At 73.3% G+C, this 17,767-nt stretch carries 13 protein-coding genes; 4 read left to right on the plus strand and 9 right to left on the minus strand.

What is annotated here, in order from left to right:
• Positions 1 to 71: 71 nt before the first annotated feature.
• Both ACU610_RS10860 and ACU610_RS10865 read left to right on the plus strand, forming a co-directional pair.
• The gene (locus ACU610_RS10860; RefSeq protein WP_446767722.1) at positions 72 to 242 is read left to right on the plus strand and encodes a hypothetical protein; all 171 of its coding nucleotides are present in this window, start codon (positions 72 to 74) and stop codon (positions 240 to 242) included.
• A gap of 72 nt (positions 243 to 314) precedes the next feature.
• Positions 315 to 1,550: a cytochrome D1 domain-containing protein gene (locus tag ACU610_RS10865; RefSeq protein ID WP_446767723.1), complete on the plus strand. Its 1,236-nt coding sequence runs from the start codon at positions 315 to 317 to the stop codon at positions 1,548 to 1,550.
• Between the two features lies 1 nt (position 1,551).
• Here ACU610_RS10865 and ACU610_RS10870 read toward each other — a convergent pair whose 3' ends face one another.
• The 9 genes from ACU610_RS10870 to uvrB all read right to left on the minus strand — a co-directional run bounded on the left by ACU610_RS10870 (position 1,552) and on the right by uvrB (position 12,811).
• On the minus strand, positions 1,552 to 1,830 hold the full coding sequence (locus ACU610_RS10870; RefSeq protein ID WP_446767724.1) for a hypothetical protein: 279 nt from the start codon (positions 1,828 to 1,830) through the stop codon (positions 1,552 to 1,554).
• Between the two features lie 11 nt (positions 1,831 to 1,841).
• The gene (locus ACU610_RS10875; RefSeq protein WP_446767725.1) at positions 1,842 to 2,603 is read right to left on the minus strand and encodes an SDR family NAD(P)-dependent oxidoreductase; all 762 of its coding nucleotides are present in this window, start codon (positions 2,601 to 2,603) and stop codon (positions 1,842 to 1,844) included.
• A gap of 19 nt (positions 2,604 to 2,622) precedes the next feature.
• A complete protein-coding gene (locus ACU610_RS10880) occupies positions 2,623 to 3,624 on the minus strand; it encodes an acetamidase/formamidase family protein (protein WP_446767726.1) in 1,002 nt (333 codons plus the stop codon).
• An 8-nt stretch (positions 3,625 to 3,632) separates the two neighbouring features.
• Entirely contained in the window at positions 3,633 to 4,898 is a 1,266-nt protein-coding gene (locus ACU610_RS10885) for an alpha-hydroxy acid oxidase (RefSeq protein ID WP_446767727.1), read from the minus strand.
• Positions 4,899 to 4,987: 89 nt separating this feature from the next.
• Positions 4,988 to 6,991 carry a S9 family peptidase gene (locus ACU610_RS10890; protein ID WP_446767728.1) on the minus strand — a complete coding sequence of 668 codons (2,004 nt, stop codon included), beginning with the start codon at positions 6,989 to 6,991 and terminating at the stop codon, positions 4,988 to 4,990.
• A 27-nt stretch (positions 6,992 to 7,018) separates the two neighbouring features.
• Complete coding sequence (locus ACU610_RS10895) at positions 7,019 to 8,128, minus strand: TerC family protein (protein WP_446767729.1); 1,110 nt, start codon at positions 8,126 to 8,128, stop codon at positions 7,019 to 7,021.
• A gap of 344 nt (positions 8,129 to 8,472) precedes the next feature.
• Positions 8,473 to 9,630 (minus strand): TerC family protein, encoded by a 1,158-nt coding sequence (locus tag ACU610_RS10900; protein ID WP_446770717.1) that lies wholly within the window; start codon positions 9,628 to 9,630, stop codon positions 8,473 to 8,475.
• A 511-nt stretch (positions 9,631 to 10,141) separates the two neighbouring features.
• Complete coding sequence (locus ACU610_RS10905; RefSeq protein WP_446767730.1) at positions 10,142 to 10,492, minus strand: MmcQ/YjbR family DNA-binding protein; 351 nt, start codon at positions 10,490 to 10,492, stop codon at positions 10,142 to 10,144.
• Between the two features lie 204 nt (positions 10,493 to 10,696).
• Positions 10,697 to 12,811 carry an excinuclease ABC subunit UvrB gene (gene uvrB / locus ACU610_RS10910; protein ID WP_446767731.1) on the minus strand — a complete coding sequence of 705 codons (2,115 nt, stop codon included), beginning with the start codon at positions 12,809 to 12,811 and terminating at the stop codon, positions 10,697 to 10,699.
• A 460-nt stretch (positions 12,812 to 13,271) separates the two neighbouring features.
• On the opposite strand from uvrB, the gene glgX reads away from it, so the two are divergent.
• Positions 13,272 to 15,389, plus strand: coding sequence for a glycogen debranching protein GlgX (gene glgX / locus ACU610_RS10915; RefSeq protein ID WP_446767732.1), 2,118 nt, complete (start codon positions 13,272 to 13,274; stop codon positions 15,387 to 15,389).
• Positions 15,386 to 17,737, plus strand: coding sequence for a malto-oligosyltrehalose synthase (gene treY / locus ACU610_RS10920; protein WP_446767733.1), 2,352 nt, complete (start codon positions 15,386 to 15,388; stop codon positions 17,735 to 17,737). The genes glgX and treY overlap by 4 nt, the downstream gene beginning before the upstream one ends.
• Positions 17,738 to 17,767 lie beyond the last annotated feature (30 nt).

The raw sequence follows: 17,767 nt of genomic DNA on the forward strand, positions 1-17,767 counted from the left end.
CTCGGTGAGGCCGGGCCCCGGCAGGGCGCTCGGAGCGCTGCTGGTCCGGCGACAGCCTCCTGCCCGGGGGGGTGGGCAGGACCTGGTCGCCGGAGGACGTCGCCGGCCTCATCGGCGACGTCGAGGAGCGGCTGTTCGGCACGCTGCCCGACGACACCTGGGTCTACCCCGGCCACGGGAAGGACACCACGCTGGGCGCCGAGCGCCCGCACCTCGCGGAGTGGCGCGCCCGCGGCTGGTGAGGCCGCGCACCGGACCCGGACGCCGTGAGCGGACCGGTCCCCCGGCGAGCCCTGCCGGAGCATCATCCGTGCATGGCCGAGCCGCCTGCGGGCCGACCTGCGAGCGGGCCCCCGCACGGGACCGGCCCCGGTGACCGCTGGGGCACGGACCTCCCGGGGGCCCGTCGGCTCGACCGGGCGGGTCACCACCCGAGGCTGCACCGGGCCAAGCACTCCAGGAGGCGGCGCCACCGGTACGCCCTCGCCCTCGCTCTCGTCCTCGCCCTGGCGCTCGCCGTCCTGGCCGTGGTGCTGTGGCCGGACGGGGAGGACGCCGCCGGCGGGGTGGCGACCGCACCGGCTGCCGCGACACCGCAGGTGACGGTCGGCGCCGGGACCGCCCCGCCGGCTCCCCCCGCGCCGAGCCCGGCCACGCCCACCCTGGGCCCCGCCGTCCCGGCCGGAGCGCAGCCGAGCCACGTCGCGGTCACCCCTGACGGCCGCACCGCCTACGTCGCCGACCCCGCCGCCCGCGCGGTGATCGTCATCGACACCGCCTCCAGCGAGGTGGTCCGCACCGTCCCGGTGGCCGAGGGACCGCCGCAGCAGGTGGCGTTCACGCCGGACGGCCGACGCGCCTTCGTGTCGGTCCACGACGCCGCGGCCGGCGTGAACGCCGTCGTGGTCCTCGACGTCGCCTCCGGCGCCGTGGTCGACACGGTCCCGACCGGCCGCGGTCCCCACGCCGCCGCCGTGAGCGCCGACGGGCGGCGGGTCTACGTGCCGATGTCGCTCGGCGCCCACCTCGACGTCCTCGACGGGCGGATCGGTGTCCAGGTCGGCCACCTGGACACGACGCCCAACCCGCGCGCCGTGGTGCTCGGCGCCGACGGCCGCCTCGCCTACGTCGCCGACCCCGTCGCGAACGTCGTCGCGGTCCTCGACGTGGCGACCGGGGAGGTCACGGCGACGATCCCGGCCGGCGCCGAAGCCCTCGCGCTGTCCCCCGACGGCACCCGGGTCGCGGTGGTGAACCGGGCCAGCGCGGACGTCGCGCTGATCGACACCGCCACCCGGACCGTCATCGCCACGGTGCCGACGGTCGGCGCGAGCCCGCAGCACGTCGCCTACGCGCCGGACGGGCGACACCTCTACACGGCCAACTCCGGTGACGGCACGGTGTCCGTCGTCGACACCGCGACCGGCACCGTGACCGCCCGGGTCCCCACCGGTCCGGCACCCACGGGGGTCGCCGTGCTGCCGGACGGGAGTCGCGTCCTGGTCACCCACTCCGGCGACGGCACGGTGCGGTTCCTGGAGACGGCGTAGGTCACTCCTCGAAGAGCGCCACCAGCTCGTCCGGCGTGCCGGCCACGTGCAGCGGGACGACGGACACCGTCCACCCGGGACGGCGCTGGTCGATGCCGAGCGCGAGGTCCCAGGCGGCGCGGGCCGTCAGCGGGCCGAAGCACGCGTCGTCCCCGTCGTCGCTGAGGGCGACCTCGACCAGCCAGGTGTCGGAGAGGTCGGCGGCCAGCTCGGCGAACTCCGGCTCGGTGCCGTCCTCGGGCTCCGGGGAGTCGGCCTGCACGGGATAGATGAGCGCCATGCCGCAGCCTCTCAGAGCTGGATGCCGCGCGTGAGGGCGCCGTCCACCACGAGGTTGGTGCCGGTCGTGAAGCTCGACACCGGGCTGGACAGGAAGACCACGGCGCGGGCCATCTCCTCCGCCGTCCCCATCCGGCCGGTGGGGTTCAGTCCGAGCGCGGTCGCGAACAACTCGGGGTCGCCGCGCTCGATGCCCTGCCAGAAGCCGTCCGGGAAGTACGTGTTGCCCGGCGAGACGACGTTGGCGCGCACACCCCGTCCCGCCAGCTGCATCGCCAGGCCGGAGACGTAGCCGACGATCCCGGTCTTCATCGTCCCGTACGGCCCCGAGACGGCGTCGGACTCGCGACCCGAGACGCTGGAGACGGCCACGATCGAGCCCTGCCCACTGCGCTCCAGGTGCGGGATGGCCGCCGTCGCGAGCCGCACCGTGTGCATCAGGTCGACCTCGAAGCTCGTGTACCAGTTCTCCTCGGTGTCCGGGATCGCCAGCGCGCTGACGTTGGCCACGACGGCGTCCAGCCCGCCGAGCCGGCCGGCGGCGGCCTCGACCCAGCCGGTCAGCGCCGGCCCGTCCCGGACGTCGAGCTGCGCGCCGGTCGCCCGGCCGCCGCGCCCGCCGATCGCCTTCTCCGTCGCCTCGATCTCGGCGGCGTCGCGGGCGCAGAACTCCACGACGGCGCCCTCGTCGACGAAGGTCTCGACGATGGCGCGGCCGATGCCGCGGGTGCCGCCGGTGACGAGCACGCGCGAGCCGGTGAGCTGCAGGTCCACGGGTCCCTCCGGGTGGGCGTCAGAGCAGGGTGGCCGCGCGGCGGCGGAGGTCGTCGTGCAGCCCGCCGTACGCGGTGGCCCGCGGCAGCAGCGCCTTCGGCGCCTTCACCACGGTGCTGTAGTTCGCGTCGACGACGTTGGCGATCGGCACCTCGACGGTCTGCGACAGCAGCTGGTAGGCGTCCATCGGGTGCAGCCCGTGGAGGTCGCGGAACCAGCGCACGAGCTCCACCTGCGCGATCCGCCACGCGTCCTCGAGCGGGCGGCTGGAGCCGACGGTCATCCAGTGGCTGTCGTCCTCCAGGCGGGGCCAGGCCGGGGCGTCGCCCTTGATCAGCTCGACGATCAGCGTGGTGGTCATCGCGCCCTCGACCGCGGTGCCGCAGGCCTCGCCCTCGCCCTGCCGGTAGTGCCCGTCGCCGATCGAGAACAGCGCGCCCTCGACGTTGACCCCGAGGAAGCAGGTGGTGCCGGGCCGCATCTGCGTGGTGTCCATGTTGCCGCCGAAGCGCTCGGGGACCAGCGAGCTGCGCACCTCGCCGCCCATCGGCGCGACGCCGACCGTGCCGAGCATCGGCTCCACCGGGAGGGCGATCTCCAGGTCGGTGTGCCGGGCGGCGAAGGTCACCGTGTTGGCCGCGCGGTCGAGCTCGTAGATCCAGGTGGTGTCCGGCAGCGCCTCCTGCAGGGTCGCGGTCACCGCGGTGCTGGTCAGCCCGCCGAAGAACGGGATCGCGGCCGAGGCACCCCAGTCCCGCGCCGGCTCCATCGCCACGAAGTGCAGGGCCAGGGTGTCCCCCGGCTCGGCGCCCTCGACGTGGAAGGGCCCGGTCTGCGGGTTCACGAAGCGCAGGTCGACCTTCTCGCTGGAGAGGTCGGACGTCTTGCGGAGCGCGCCGCCGAACGCGTCGTCGGACCACACCCGCAGCGCCGTCCCCGGCCTGATCCGCATCAGGGGTGCGACGCCGCCGAAGGTGTAGGCGTACTGCTCGAACGAGGGCGTGACCTCGACGACGTCCATGCCGCACCCTAGGGACGCGCGGCCACCGCGGGCAATTCGCCCTCCCCCTCCCGCCCGGTGGCGCCGCGCAGCCGGACCCGGTCGGGGGTCAGCTCCGCCACCGATCGGACGCCGAGCAGCTGGAGGGTGCGCGTCACCTCGCGGGCCAGGATGTCGGCGACCCGCTGCACGCCGCGCTCCCCGCCGGCCATCAGCCCGTAGAGGTAGGCGCGGCCGACCAGGCAGGCCCGGGCGCCGCAGGCCACCGCGGCGACGACGTCGGCGCCGTCGAGGATGCCGCCGTCGAGGTAGACCTCGGCCCGGTCGCCCACCGCCGCGACGACCGCGGGCAGCTCCTCCAGGGGCGTCGGCGCGCGGTCGAGCTGGCGGCCGCCATGGTTGGAGACGACGACGGCGTCCGCTCCGGCGTCGACCACCGCGCGGGCGTCGTCCGCCGTCTGCACGCCCTTCACGATCAGCGCGCCCCGCCAGGTCCCGCGCAGCGCCCGCAGGTCGGCGAGCGTGGCGGCCGGCTCGAAGACGCGATCGGCCAGCTCGGCGACCGTCCCGCCCCAGGAGCGCAGGGAGGCGAACTCCAGCGGCTCGGTGGTGAGCAGGTCGACCCACCAGCGCGGGTGGACGGCGGCGTCGGCCATCGTGCGCAGGGTCAGCGCCGGCGGGATGGTGAAGCCGTTGCGGACGTCGCGCAGCCGCGGCCCGGCCACCGGCGTGTCCACGGTGAGCACCAGCGCCTCGTACCCGGCGGCTGCGGCGCGGGCGACCAGCGCCGCGCTGGCCTCGCGGTCGCGCCACAGGTACAGCTGGAACCACCTGCGGGCCCCGGGTGCGGCCGCCGCGAGCGCCTCGATGGTCGTCGTCCCCATGGTGGAGAGGGCGTAGGGGACGCCGACCCGCTCGGCCACCCGGCCGACCGCGGACTCCCCCTCGGTGTGCATGAGCCGGGTGAAGCCGGTCGGCGCGAACACCAGCGGCAGGGACGACGGCCGGCCCAGCACCGTCGTGGACGGGTCGACCGTGGAGACGTCGCGCAGCACGCTGGGGCGGAACTCGACGCGGGCGAACGCCTCCCGCGCGCGCTGCAGGCTGATCTCCGCGCCGGCGCCGCCGTCGGTGTAGTCGAAGACCGCGCGCGGCGCCCGGCGGCGGGCGACCTCGCGCAGGTCGGCGACGGTGGCGGCCGTGGCCAGCCGGCGGTCGGTCGCGTCGCCGGCCAGGCGGCGGACGCGGATCAGTTCGCGCAGCTCGGACCAGCGGGGCACGCGGCGCTCGACCACGGCGGACCTCCTCCTGTCGGGTCGGCCCAGCCTCGCAGGCCGGGCGTCGTCCCGCAGGCGGTCCCTCGCCGGCCACGGCAGGCCGCGACTCAGTCCAGCCGGGTCGCCCGCACGGTCAGCGGCTCCCGGTCGTCGTCCTCGCTCGGCGGTCCCCCGTCCACGACCTCACCCGGGAGCTCCTCGTCCGGGGCGACCGGCAGCCAGCGCGCCCACCAGCGCAGCAGGTGCTCGAGCCGGGCGATCCGGTGCCGGGGCCGCCCGGTACGGCCGAGATCCGATCCCTCCGCGGGGAAGAGCAGCAGCTCCGCCGGGACACCGCGACGCTTGAGGTCGACGTAGCACCGCATCCCCTGCTCACGCGGGAAGCGCCGGTCGTCCTCCCCGTGCACCACCAGGGTCGGCGTGGCGGTCCCGGCCGACGGGGCCGGCGGGTCGGCGCCCAGGTACTGGTCGACGAACCACCAGCCGACGTCGGAGGTGCCCACCAGACCCACCGGGTCGGTGAGCGCCCCGTCCACGACGGCCGCGGCGAACCGCGTCGTCCGCCCGGTGAGCACGGTCGCCAGCCAGCCGCCGTAGCCGGTGCCCATGACCCCGACCCGCTCGGGGTCGAGCGCCGGATCGACCAGCACGGCGTCGAGGAACGCGGCGGCGTCGTCGGCGTCCACCGTGCCGCCGGCGCCCCGCACCGCGCGGGCGTGCGCCTGCCCGTACCCGGGCGAGCCCCGCGGTGCGCAGCGGACGACGGCGTAGCCGGCCGACACCAGCACCTGGGTGTCCACCGACAGCGACCAGCCCTCCGGGCGGTGCAGCGGGTCGGACAGGTACAGCAGCACCGGGTGCGGCCCCGGTCCGTCGGGCAGGGTCACCCACCCGTGCACCTGGGTGCCGTCCGGCGCGACCGCGGTGCGCTCCTCCGCGCGGTGCAACCGCCCGGTCGCGCCGAGCGCCCGGCCGAAGCCGGTGAGCAGCCGCCGCCGGCCGGGCGTGACGGCGATCAGCTCGCCGGCCGAGCGGTCGTGCCCGACCGTCGCGACGACGACCCCGCCGGCGGCAGCCAGCCCGTGCACGGTGAACGGCCCGTCGACCAGCGCCTCCGGCGACCCGCCGTCCAGGGGCACGCGGACCAGCTCGACGGCACCGCGCGACCGCACCCCGAGGTGGGCCGCTCCCCCGGCCAGGACGGTGGCCGGCGTCGCGTCGCCCCGATCGGTGGCGGCGGGGGCCAGCACCGGCTCGAGCGCGCCGCCGGCGGCGCGTACCCGGCACAGGGTGGCGCCGCGGCCGGCGACGTCCAGCCCGTCCCCACCCAGCTCGAGCCGGGCGGTCACCCAGATCCAGTCGCCGGAGGGGTCGTAGGCGGGCCGGGCACACTCCGCCCGGCCGTCGGTGACCCGGCGCAGCGTCCCGCCCGCGGCCGGGACGGCGTAGACGTCCTGCACCAGGTCGCGGTCGGCCCGCGCGTGCCGGGCGGAGACGAACGCCAGCTCGGCACCGTCCGGGCTCCACGTGACGTCGGTGTCGTCGGCACTGCCGTCGGTGACCTGCCGGGGCCGCGGCGGCGTCCCGTCGTCCTCCGCGTCGCACGGCAGGTCGAGGACGAAGACGTGGCTGTGCCGGTCCGTGACGACCCCGGCGCCCTCGGCGTGCCAGCGCAGCGTGGTGACCAGCCACGGCGCCTGCCTGGCGCGGTCCGCGCCGGACCGGTCCACCTGCGGCACCCGGGCGGTCCAGGCCAGCCGGCGGGAGTCCGGCGACCAGACCGGCCGGCCGGCGCCCAGTGGGGCGTCGGTCAGCCGGCGGGGTGCGCCGCCGGCCGTGGGCAGCAGGTACAGCTGCGGCGGCCCGCCGGCCTCGGCGCCCAGGTAGGCCAGCCAGCGGCCGTCCGGGGAGAAGACCGGGTCGGTGTCCCGGCGGCCGGACGTCAGCGCGCGGGCCGGCGCCGACCCGTCGGTGGGCACGGCCCACAGCCGGCTGCGCTCCGCGTCGTCCCCCGGGTCGGGCCGGGTGACCGCGACGACGGCCATGCGCCCGTCCGCGGAGACGGTGGGGACGCCGGGGGCGCGCAGCAGCGCGAGGTCGTCAGGGCGCACCGTCGGCGCGCTTCCCGGGCGCGGGGCTCAGCGGCGGGAACGCCCCTCCCCATCGGTCTCCGTCGCGAGCCGCGACTCGGCCGCGGCCGCGGCCGCCGGGCCACCCGTGGCGACCGACTCGGCGGTCTCCGGCGCGACGTCGGGAGCTCCCAGACCCGGCTCCTCGTCCGGCAGCTGGCCGCGGGTCTTGACCAGGCTGGCGACCGTGGCCAGCAGCAGCACCCCGAGGATGATCGACAGCGACAGCCAGATCGGGATCGTCGGCACCCACTCGACGTGCTCGCCGCCGTTGATGAACGGCAGGTTGTTCTCGTGCAGGGCCTCGAGGATCAGCTTCACGCCGATGAAGGCGAGGATGACCGCCAGGCCGAGCGACAGGTAGACCAGCCGCTTGAGCAGGCCACCGAGCAGGAAGTACAGCTGCCGCAGGCCCATCAGCGCGAAGACGTTCGCGGTGAAGACGATGAACGGCTCGCGGGTGAGACCGAAGATCGCCGGGATGCTGTCCAGCGCGAAGAGCAGGTCCGTCGTCCCCAGGGCGAGGAAGACGATCACCATCGGCGTCCAGAGCTTCTTGCCGTTCTCGGTGACGCGGATCTTGGCGCCCTGGAAGTCCTGGGTCATCGGCAGGACCCTGCGCATCCGCCGGATGAAGGCGTTCTCCTCGTAGTCCTCGTCCTCGCCGCGGTGCCGCACCAGGTTGATCGCGGTGTACACGAGGAACGCGCCGAAGATGTAGAAGACCCAGATGAACCGCTCGATGACCGCGGCGCCGAGCAGGATGAAGATGCCGCGCAGCACCAGCGCGATGATGATGCCGACCATCAGGGCCTCCTGCTGCAGGTGCCGCGGCACCCGGAAGCGGGCCATGATGATCACGAAGACGAAGAGGTTGTCGACCGACAGCGAGTACTCGGTCAGCCAACCGGCGTAGAACTCCGTCGCGTACGTGCCGTTGGTGAAGCTCAGCAGCAACAGCCCGAACAGCAGGGCCAGTGCCACGTAGAAGCTCACCCAGATGCTCGCCTCCTTCACGGAGGGCTCATGCGGGCGGCGCGCGACGATGGCCAGGTCCGCGAGCAGCAGGACCGTGAGCCCCACGAACGTCGCGACCTCGAACCAGACGGGGAGTTCCATTCGGTGGTTTCCTCCGGGGACAGGCAGGTGTCAGCACCGGAGGTCTCTCCCACCGCCGGCCGCGGGGCCGGCGATCGGCAGTACCGGAGGCCATGGGACCTCGTGATGACGACACTGCCGCGGGGGGATACTCCCCTCCATCGAGCGGCCCCGGACCGGCGCAGCCGTCAGCGGCTGCGGCCTTCTGAAGCCGTGGCGCTCACCGTACCTGCCCTCCGGTCGTCCTTCGACGCGACGTCTGAAGTGTTCGTAGTGTTCTCGGGGATACCGCCGCTGGACCGGCCGCGGACGGCACCGGACCCGCCCTCGGCGAGGACGGGCCCGGTGGGGTGGGGCGGGACGGGTCAGCCGCGGTGGCGGGTGGCGCCGCTGGCGGCGTGCTCGTCGACGGCGCCGGTCACCGGCGCGTCGTGCGGCGAGGGCGTGGCTTCGTCGGCACGGCGCGCGTGTGGGTCGCGGTCGCCGGGCCCCTGCGCCACCGGACCCTCGGAGCCGGCCGCCGCGTCACCCGCGCCGGTGGGCGACTCGACGCCACGGGCCCGGTCGCGCCGGTCCTTCACCAGGCTCGCGACCGTGGTCACGACCAGCGTGGCCAGGATGACCGTCAGAGACAGCCAGGTGGGCACCTCGGGGATCACCGTGACGTGCTCGCCGCCGTTGACGAACGGCAGCTCGTTCTCGTGGAGCGCGTGGATGAGCAGCTTCACGCCGATGAAGCCGAGGATCACGGCCAGGCCGTAGGACAGGTAGACCAGCCGGTCGAGCAGGCCGTCGATGAGGAAGAACAGCTGGCGCAGACCCAGCAGCGCGAAGGCGTTGGCGGTGAAGACCAGGTAGGTCTCCTGGGTCAGCCCGAAGATCGCCGGGATCGAGTCGACGGCGAACAGGATGTCCGCGCTCGCGATGGCGACCAGGGCGATGGCCAGCGGGGTGATGTGCCGCCGGCCGTGGATCTTGGTTACCATCCTGTCGGAGTGGTACTCGTCGGTGGTCGGGAAGACCTTGCGGGCCAGCCGCAGCGCGACGTTGTCCTTGTACTCCTCGTCGTGCGAGTGGCCGCCGCGTGCCTGCACCCACGCGGTCCAGACGAGGAACCCACCGAAGACGTAGAAGATCCAGCTGAACTGCTCGATGGCGGCGGCGCCGACGAAGATGAACAGCGTCCGCAGCACCAGGGCGAAGGCGATGCCGAACAGCAGCACCTTCTGCTGCAGCTCCCGCGGGACCGCGAAGCTGGCCATGATCAGGACGAACACGAAGAGGTTGTCGACCGAGAGGCTCTTCTCGGTGATGTACCCGGCGAAGTACTCACCGGCGTACTGGCCGCCGGAGAACCACAGGACCAGCAGGCCGAAGACCACGGCGATACCGACGTAGACCGCCGACCAGATCGCCGACTCACGCAGCGTCGGCGCGTGCGGGGTGCGCACGTGGCCGACGAAGTCCAACAGGAGCATCCCGACGATCGCGGCGATCGTCAGAGCCCACACCCAGAAGGGCACGTCCAAGGCAGATACCTCCGGTGACTCGACGGCGCGCAAGGCGCCGTGTGTCTGACCCGAGGTCTCTCCCGCCCCTCATCCCTGAGGTGGCCAACGGCGCCGGAGGTCCATGGGGACCTCGTACTGACGACGCCGCTGCGCGGGGATACTCCCCTCCACGGAACCGCCGACGCCGACCCGCGCTGCGGGCCACCGTCGGACGGCTTACTTACCCATCGACGCTACCGGGATGCGCGGTGTTCCCTCGATGAGAACACCCTCATCCGGGCGTGGCGTGGGCCACCCGGCCCCTCGAGGACCCATCTGCACGTCGACGTCCGTCTCGCTCGCCGTCCGGATCGCCACGGCGGCCGGGCTCTGGCGCTCGTCGTCCCCGACCTGGTGGCGGCCTCGCGGCGGGAGACGCGGTGCGCCGCTCCGGGGTTGGTCGAGCGCTGTACGTCTCTGGCGGGGCTGGACCGCGGAACCCGCCGCGACCGCACACTGCTGCGGCGCGCGAGGGGCGCCTCGCTCAGTCCGCCGGGCGCCTGCTCCTGGGGAGGGCGGCGATGATCGCCTCGTAGGAGGCGTCGACGAGCTCGCGGACCTCGTCGTCGGGCACCGGCCCGGTCCAGTCGACGGCATTCCAGCCGTAGCGGCCGATGTAGGAGCTCCGCGCGATCGCGCCCGGGTAGCGCTCCCGCCACTCGGCGGCCTCCTGCGCGTCGCGCCCGCACTTGACGCCGACGGTGCCGCCGTCGAGGTCCAGGAAGGCGAAGGCCTTGCCGCCGACCTTCGCCACGAGCTCGGCGTCACCCCACGGGTAGGTCTCCTCGGCGCCCCGCTTGGCCAGGCAGTAGGCGACCAGTTCGTCCCGCTCCACGGTGGCCATCCTGCAGGGTCCCGCCGGTCCCGTTCCGGCCCGGCGCCGTCCAGAGGCTCGCCGCGGCCCCGTCCAGGGCACCGCCCTGAGCTCTGACGGCCCTCTTGCAGGGTCCCGCCGCGAGCCTGCGAGTGGCGGGGGGGCAAGGGGGCCGTCAAGGGGGGACGGGGTCCTGCTCCGAGCGGCAGGGGCAGGGTGGTCCTCTCAGGCGTGGGCGGCGTCGAGCTGGCGCAGCTCCTTCTTCAGCTCGGTCAGCTCGTCACGCAGCCGGGCGGCCACCTCGAACTGCAGCTCGCGGGCGGCGGCCAGCATCTGCTCGTTCATCTGCGTGATGAGGTCGGCCAGCTCGGCGCGCGGCAGGCCCTGCACGTCGATGCCGCCGGCCTTGCCCGCCTTCTTCGACGACAGTCCCGGCACCGGCGCCTTGCCGCGCGACTGCTGCCGGCCCGAACCGCCGACCAGTTCGACGCTCTCAGCGTCCTCCGCGGCGCGGTAGATGCCGTCGAGGATGTCGACGATCTTCTTGCGCAGCGGCTGCGGGTCGATGCCGTGCTCGCGGTTGTAGGCGATCTGCTTCTCGCGCCGCCGGTTCGTCTCCTCGATCGCGGTGGTCATCGACGGGGTGATGGTGTCGGCGTACATGTGCACCTGGCCGGACACGTTGCGGGCCGCACGGCCGATCGTCTGGATCAGCGACCGCTCCGACCGGAGGAAGCCCTCCTTGTCGGCGTCGAGGATGGCCACCAGCGACACCTCGGGCAGGTCGAGGCCCTCGCGCAGCAGGTTGATGCCGACCAGCACGTCGTACTCGCCCTGCCGCAGCTCGCGCAGCAGCTCCACCCGGCGCAGCGTGTCGACCTCCGAGTGCAGGTACCGGACCTTGATGCCCAGCTCGAGCAGGTAGTCGGTGAGGTCCTCGGCCATCTTCTTGGTCAGCGTGGTGACCAGGACGCGCTCGTCCTTCTCCGTGCGCACCCGGATCTCGTGCACCAGGTCGTCGATCTGCCCCTTGGTCGGCTTGACGACGACCTCCGGGTCGACCAGGCCGGTCGGGCGGATGACCTGCTCGACCACGTCACCCTGGACCCGGCCGAGCTCGTAGGGCCCCGGTGTCGCCGACAGGTAGACGGTCTGGCCGATCCGGTCGGTGAACTCCTCCCACTTCAGCGGGCGGTTGTCCATCGCCGACGGCAGCCGGAAGCCGTGCTCGACCAGCGTCCGCTTGCGGCTCATGTCGCCCTCGTACATGCCGCCGATCTGCGGCACGGTGACGTGCGACTCGTCGATGACCAGCAGGAAGTCGTCGGGGAAGTAGTCGATGAGGCAGGCGCCGGCGCTGCCGGGGGCGCGCCCGTCGATGTGCCGCGAGTAGTTCTCGATGCCGGAGCAGAACCCGACCTGGCGCATCATCTCGATGTCGTAGGTGGTGCGCATGCGCAGCCGCTGGGCCTCCAGCAGCTTGCCCTGCCGCTCCAGCTCGGCCAGCCGCTGCTCCAGCTCGGCCTCGATGGAGGCGATCGCCCGCTCCATCCGGTCGGGGCCCGCGACGTAGTGGGTGGCCGGGAAGACGAACAGCTCGTCGACCTCACGGACCACCTCGCCGGTGAGCGGGTGCAGGTAGTACAGCCGCTCGACCTCGTCGCCGAACATCTCGATCCGGCAGGCGAGCTCCTCGTACACCGGGAAGACCTCGATCGTGTCGCCCCGCACCCGGAAGGTGCCGCGGGTGAACGAGAGGTCGTTGCGGGTGTACTGCTCGGTGACCAGGGTGCGCAGCAGCTCGTCGCGGTCGCGCTCCTCGCCCACCTTGATCTTCAGCGCCCGGTCGACGTACTCCTCCGGCGTCCCCAGGCCGTAGATGCAGGAGACGGTGGAGACGACGACGACGTCGCGCCGGGTGAGCAGGCTGTTGGTGGCGGAGTGCCGGAGCCGCTCGACCTCCTCGTTGATCGAGGAGTCCTTCTCGATGTAGGTGTCGGTCTGCGGGACGTACGCCTCGGGCTGGTAGTAGTCGTAGTAGGAGACGAAGTACTCGACGGCGTTGTCCGGCAGCAGCTCGCGGAACTCGTTGGCCAGCTGCGCGGCCAGCGTCTTGTTCGGGGCCATCACCAGCGTCGGCCGCTGGACCTGCTCGATCAGCCAGGCCGTCGTCGCCGACTTGCCGGTGCCGGTGGCGCCGAGCAGCACCGTGTCGGTCGCGCCCGAGTTGACGCGCTCGGCCAGCGCCTCGATGGCGGCCGGCTGGTCGCCCGAGGGCTCGAACTCGCTGACGACGCGGAAACGACCGCGGGTGGGCCGGAGGTCGGTGGACGTGCGCACGGGTCCGACGGTACGACCCGCCAGTGACAGGAAGTCGTCCGTGAGCCGTGGGCGGACGCGAGGGGCGACTGGGACGGCGGGACTGGCGTCCGGTGCTTGCACGTGCTGGGGTCGCCGCCTAGCGTCCCCGGTCGCAGGAGCGGTCACCGCCGAGGACCAGTGCCACCCGGGGCCCTGCGCCCAGGACGAGGTCGGACCCGGCGTCACTGCCCCGGCCGGACCTGCGCACGACGCCCCCCACGGAGACCTCCGCGGGGGGCGTCGTCGTCCCGACACGGCCCCTCCCTCCGGGGACGTGAGCGACGTCTCCGCGCAGTGACCTCGGAGAGGGTTGGACGGCGGCGCGCCCGGGCAGGACGGTCCGGAACACCACGCGAACCGACCTCCCCGACGACGCCTCGCGGCGGGGAGGCCACCGGCCCCCGGCTCCCGGGGGCGCCAGCACAGGAGGACCTCGTCCATGAACCAGGTGTGGCCTGGAACCGCCTACCCCCTCGGCGCGACCTACGACGGCACCGGCACGAACTTCGCGATCTTCAGCGAGGTCGCGGAGAAGGTCGAGCTGTGCCTCTTCGACGGCGACGGCAACGAGGAGCGCATCCGGCTCCCCGAGATGGACGGCTACGTCTGGCACGCCTTCCTGCCTGGCATCCAGCCCGGGCAGCGCTACGGCTACCGCGTGCACGGCCCCTACGACCCGTCCCAGGGCCTGCGCTGCAACCCCAACAAGCTGCTGCTCGACCCCTACGCGAAGGCGATCGACGGCCCGATCGACTGGGACCCTTCGGTCTTCGGCTACGACTTCGACAGCGGTGAGCGCAACGACGACGACTCGGCCGCGCACATGCCGAAGTCCGTCGTCGTCAACCCGTACTTCGACTGGGGTGTGGACCGACCGCCGAGGACGCCGTACCACAAGTCGGTCATCTACGAGGCCCATGTCAAGGGCCTGACGATGACCCACCCCGACGTCCCGGAGGAGCTGCGCGGCACCTACGCCGCCATCGCGCACCCGGCCGTCATCTCCTACCTGCAGGAGCTCGGCGTGACCGCCATCGAGCTCATGCCGGTGCACCAGTTCGTGCAGGACGACACGCTCCAGCAGAAGGGCCTGCGCAACTACTGGGGCTACAACACGATCGGGTTCTTCGCGCCGCACAACGAGTACGCGAGCAACACCGACAACGGCATGCAGGTGCAGGAGTTCAAGGGGATGGTCCGCACCCTGCACGAGGCGGGCATCGAGGTCATCCTCGACGTGGTCTACAACCACACCGCCGAGGGCAACCACCTCGGCCCCACGCTGTCGTTCAAGGGCATCGACAACCGGGCCTACTACCGGCTGGTCGAGGACGACCCGCAGTACTACATGGACTACACGGGCACCGGGAACTCGCTCAACGCCCGCACCCCGCAGGCGCTGCAGCTGATCATGGACTCGCTGCGGTACTGGATCACCGAGATGCACGTCGACGGCTTCCGCTTCGACCTGGCCTCCACGCTGGCCCGCGAGCTGCACGCCGTCGACCGGCTGTCGGCCTTCTTCGACCTGGTGCACCAGGACCCGGTGGTCAGCCAGGTCAAGCTCATCGCCGAGCCGTGGGACGTCGGTGAGGGCGGCTACCAGGTCGGCAACTTCCCGGCCCTGTGGACCGAGTGGAACGGCAAGTACCGCGACACCGTCCGGGACTTCTGGCGCGGCGAGCCCTCCACGATCGGCGAGTTCGCCAGCCGGCTCACCGGCTCGGCCGACCTCTACCAGCACTCCGGCCGGCGCCCGGTGGCGAGCATCAACTTCGTCACCGCGCACGACGGGTTCACCCTCAACGACCTGGTCTCCTACAACGAGAAGCACAACGAGGCCAACGGCGAGGGCAACAACGACGGCGAGAGCCACAACCGCAGCTGGAACTGCGGCGTCGAGGGCCCGACCGTCGACAAGAAGGTCCTCCACCTGCGCGCCCGGCAGCGGCGCAACTTCCTGGCCACGCTGATGCTCAGCCAGGGCGTCCCGATGCTGCTGCACGGTGACGAGCTGGGCCGCACCCAGCAGGGCAACAACAACGGCTACTGCCAGGACTCCCCGCTGACCTGGATCCACTGGGACGAGGTCGACGAGGGGTTGCAGGAGTTCACCAAGGCGGTGACCCGGTTGCGCCGCGAGCACCCGACGTTCCGCCGCCGCCGGTTCTTCCACGGCCGCCCGGTGCGCCGGGGCGAGGGCGACCCGGTGCAGGACGTCGCCTGGCTCACTCCGTCCGGCGACCTGATGACCGAGGACGACTGGGACGCCGGCTACGCCAGGACGATCGGCATGTACCTCAACGGGCACGGCATCCGGGAGACCGACGAGCGCGGGGAGTACGTGGTCGACGACCACTTCTACCTGGCCTTCAACGCCCACCACGAGCCGATCGAGTTCACCCTGCCGTCGGAGGAGTACGCCGTGGCCGCGTGGACCGTGGTGCTCGACACCGCGGAGATGGGTGAGGTCGAGCCGCGGGAGCTCAAGGCCGGCGAGACGGTGACGGTGCAGGACCGCTCGATGGTCGTGCTCAGCGCCCCCCGCCGCTCGTGAGCGAGCCGATGGACGGCGCGGCCCGCCGCCGCGCCGTCCCCACCGGGACCTACCGGCTGCAGGTCACCGCCGACTTCACGCTGGACGACGCCGCGTCGCTGGCCGGGTACCTCGCCGACCTGGGCGTGAGCCACGCCTACGCCTCACCGCTGCTGCGGTCGGCGTCGGGCAGCACGCACGGCTACGACACCGTCGACCACGCGCACATCGACGAGTCGCGCGGCGGTCGGCCCGGCTTCGACCGGCTGGTCGCCGCGCTGCACGAGCACGGCCTCGGGCTGGTGCTGGACCTGGTGCCCAACCACATGGGCATCGCCGACCCGGCCGAGGCGCCCTGGTGGTGGGACGTGCTGAAGCACGGGCGGGACAGCGCGCACGCGGCCGCCTTCGACGTCGACTGGGACTTCGGCGGCGGCCGGGTGCGCATCCCGGTGCTCGGGTCGGCGGACGACGTCGAGAAGCTCGAGGTCGTCGAGGGGGCGGGTGGGGAGGACGCTGCCCCGGAGCTGCACTACTACGACAACCGCTTCCCCGTCGCGCCGGGCACCGAGCACGGGACGCCGCAGGAGGTGCACGACCGGCAGCACTACGAGCTGGTCGACTGGCGGCGCGCCGACCGCGACCTCAACTACCGCCGGTTCTTCGCGATCAACACCCTCGCCGGGCTGCGCACGGAGGACCCGGCGGTCTTCGAGACGACGCACCGGCTCGTCCTGCGGCTGGTCGAGGAGGGCGCGGTCGACGGGCTGCGCATCGACCACCCCGACGGCCTGGCCGACCCCAAGGGCTACCTCGACCGGCTGGCCGAGGCCTCCGGCGGCCGGTGGACCGTGGTGGAGAAGATCCTCGAGCCCGGGGAGGACCTGCCGGAGTCGTGGCGGACCGCCGGGACGACGGGCTACGACGCCCTCGCCGAGGTCGACGACGTGCTGGTCGACCCGGCCGGCGAGGCGGTGCTCAGCGCGCTGGACACCGAGCTCACCGGCGCCCCGGTCGACTACGCGCAGCTGGTGCACGACTGCAAGCGCGAGGTGACCGACGGGATCCTCGGCTCGGAGGTGGCCCGGCTGGTGCGGGTGATCGGCGAGCTGCCCGGCATCGACCGGGAGCAGCAGACCGAGGCGCTGGCCGAGCTGCTGGCCAGCTTCCCGGTCTACCGCACCTACCTCCCCGACGGCCGCGAGCACCTCGACGCCACCGTGGCCGCGGTGCGGGAGCGCCGTCCCGACCTCTCCGCCGCGCTGGACGCGCTGCACCCGGTGCTCTCCCAGGCCGGGACCGAGGCGGCGACCCGCTTCGAGCAGACCAGCGGTCCGGTCATGGCCAAGGGGGTCGAGGACAGCGCCTACTACCGGTGGGCGCGGTTCGTGATGCTCAACGAGGTCGGCGGGGACCCGGCGCGGTTCGGCAGCACGGTGCAGGAGTTCCACGAGGCGCAGCAGCGCCGACTGGAGCGCAAGCCCCAGTCGATGACCACGCTGTCGACCCACGACACCAAGCGCAGCGAGGACACCCGAGCCCGGCTGGCCGTGCTCGCCGAGCTCGGGGCCGAGTGGGCCGACCTGGTCCGCGGGCTGCTGACCCGGCACCCGCTGCCCGACCGCCCGCTGGCGCACCTGGTGTGGCAGAACCTGGTCGGCGCCTGGCCGCTGTCGCGCGAGCGGGCGCACGGCTACGCGGAGAAGGCGGCCCGCGAGGCGGGGACGTCGACGACGTGGACCGACGTCGACGAGGAGTTCGAGACCGCTCTGCACGAGATGGTCGACGCGGCCTTCGACGACGAGCGGACCAGCTCCGAGATCGAGCGGTTCGTCGCCCGCATCGCGCCGTTCGGCCGGTCCAACTCGCTGGCGCAGAAGCTGCTGCAGCTGACGATGCCCGGCGTCCCGGACGTCTACCAGGGCACCGAGCTGTGGGACCTCTCGCTGGTCGACCCGGACAACCGCCGTCCGGTCGACCACGACCTGCGGCGGAGGCTGCTGGCCCGGCTGGACGCCGGCGAGGTCCCCACGGTCGACGAGACCGGCGCGGCCAAGCTGCTCGTCGTCTCCCGCGTGCTGCGCGCCCGCCGGGAGCACCCGGAGTGGTTCACCGGGTACGAGCCGGTGACGGCGACCGGGGTCGCCTCCGACCACGTGGTCGCCTTCGACCGGGGCGGTGTGGTGCCCGTGGCGACCCGGCTGCCCGTGGGCCTGTCGATCACCGGGTGGGGCGACACCGCGCTGCAGCTGCCGACCGGGGCCTGGCGGGACCTGCTCACCGGCGGGCGGTTCGTCTCCGACGCCGACGGGCTGCCGGTGGCCGGGCTGCTCGACCGGCTCCCGGTCGCGCTCCTGGTCCGCGACTGAAGCGGTAGCAGGACCCCTGCCCCCACCATC

The sequence above is a fragment of the Geodermatophilus sp. URMC 61 genome (assembly GCF_052931555.1).

Excerpts from the sequence above, each read along its gene's own strand:
- ACU610_RS10865 (WP_446767723.1), top strand. The coding sequence starts at position 315 with ATGGCCGAGCCGCCTGCGGGCCGACCTGCGAGCGGGCCCCCGCACGGG.
- ACU610_RS10870 (WP_446767724.1), bottom strand. The coding sequence starts at position 1,830 with ATGGCGCTCATCTATCCCGTGCAGGCCGACTCCCCGGAGCCCGAGGAC.
- ACU610_RS10880 (WP_446767726.1), bottom strand. The coding sequence starts at position 3,624 with ATGGACGTCGTCGAGGTCACGCCCTCGTTCGAGCAGTACGCCTACACC.
- ACU610_RS10895 (WP_446767729.1), bottom strand. The coding sequence starts at position 8,128 with ATGGAACTCCCCGTCTGGTTCGAGGTCGCGACGTTCGTGGGGCTCACG.
- glgX (WP_446767732.1), top strand. The coding sequence starts at position 13,272 with ATGAACCAGGTGTGGCCTGGAACCGCCTACCCCCTCGGCGCGACCTAC.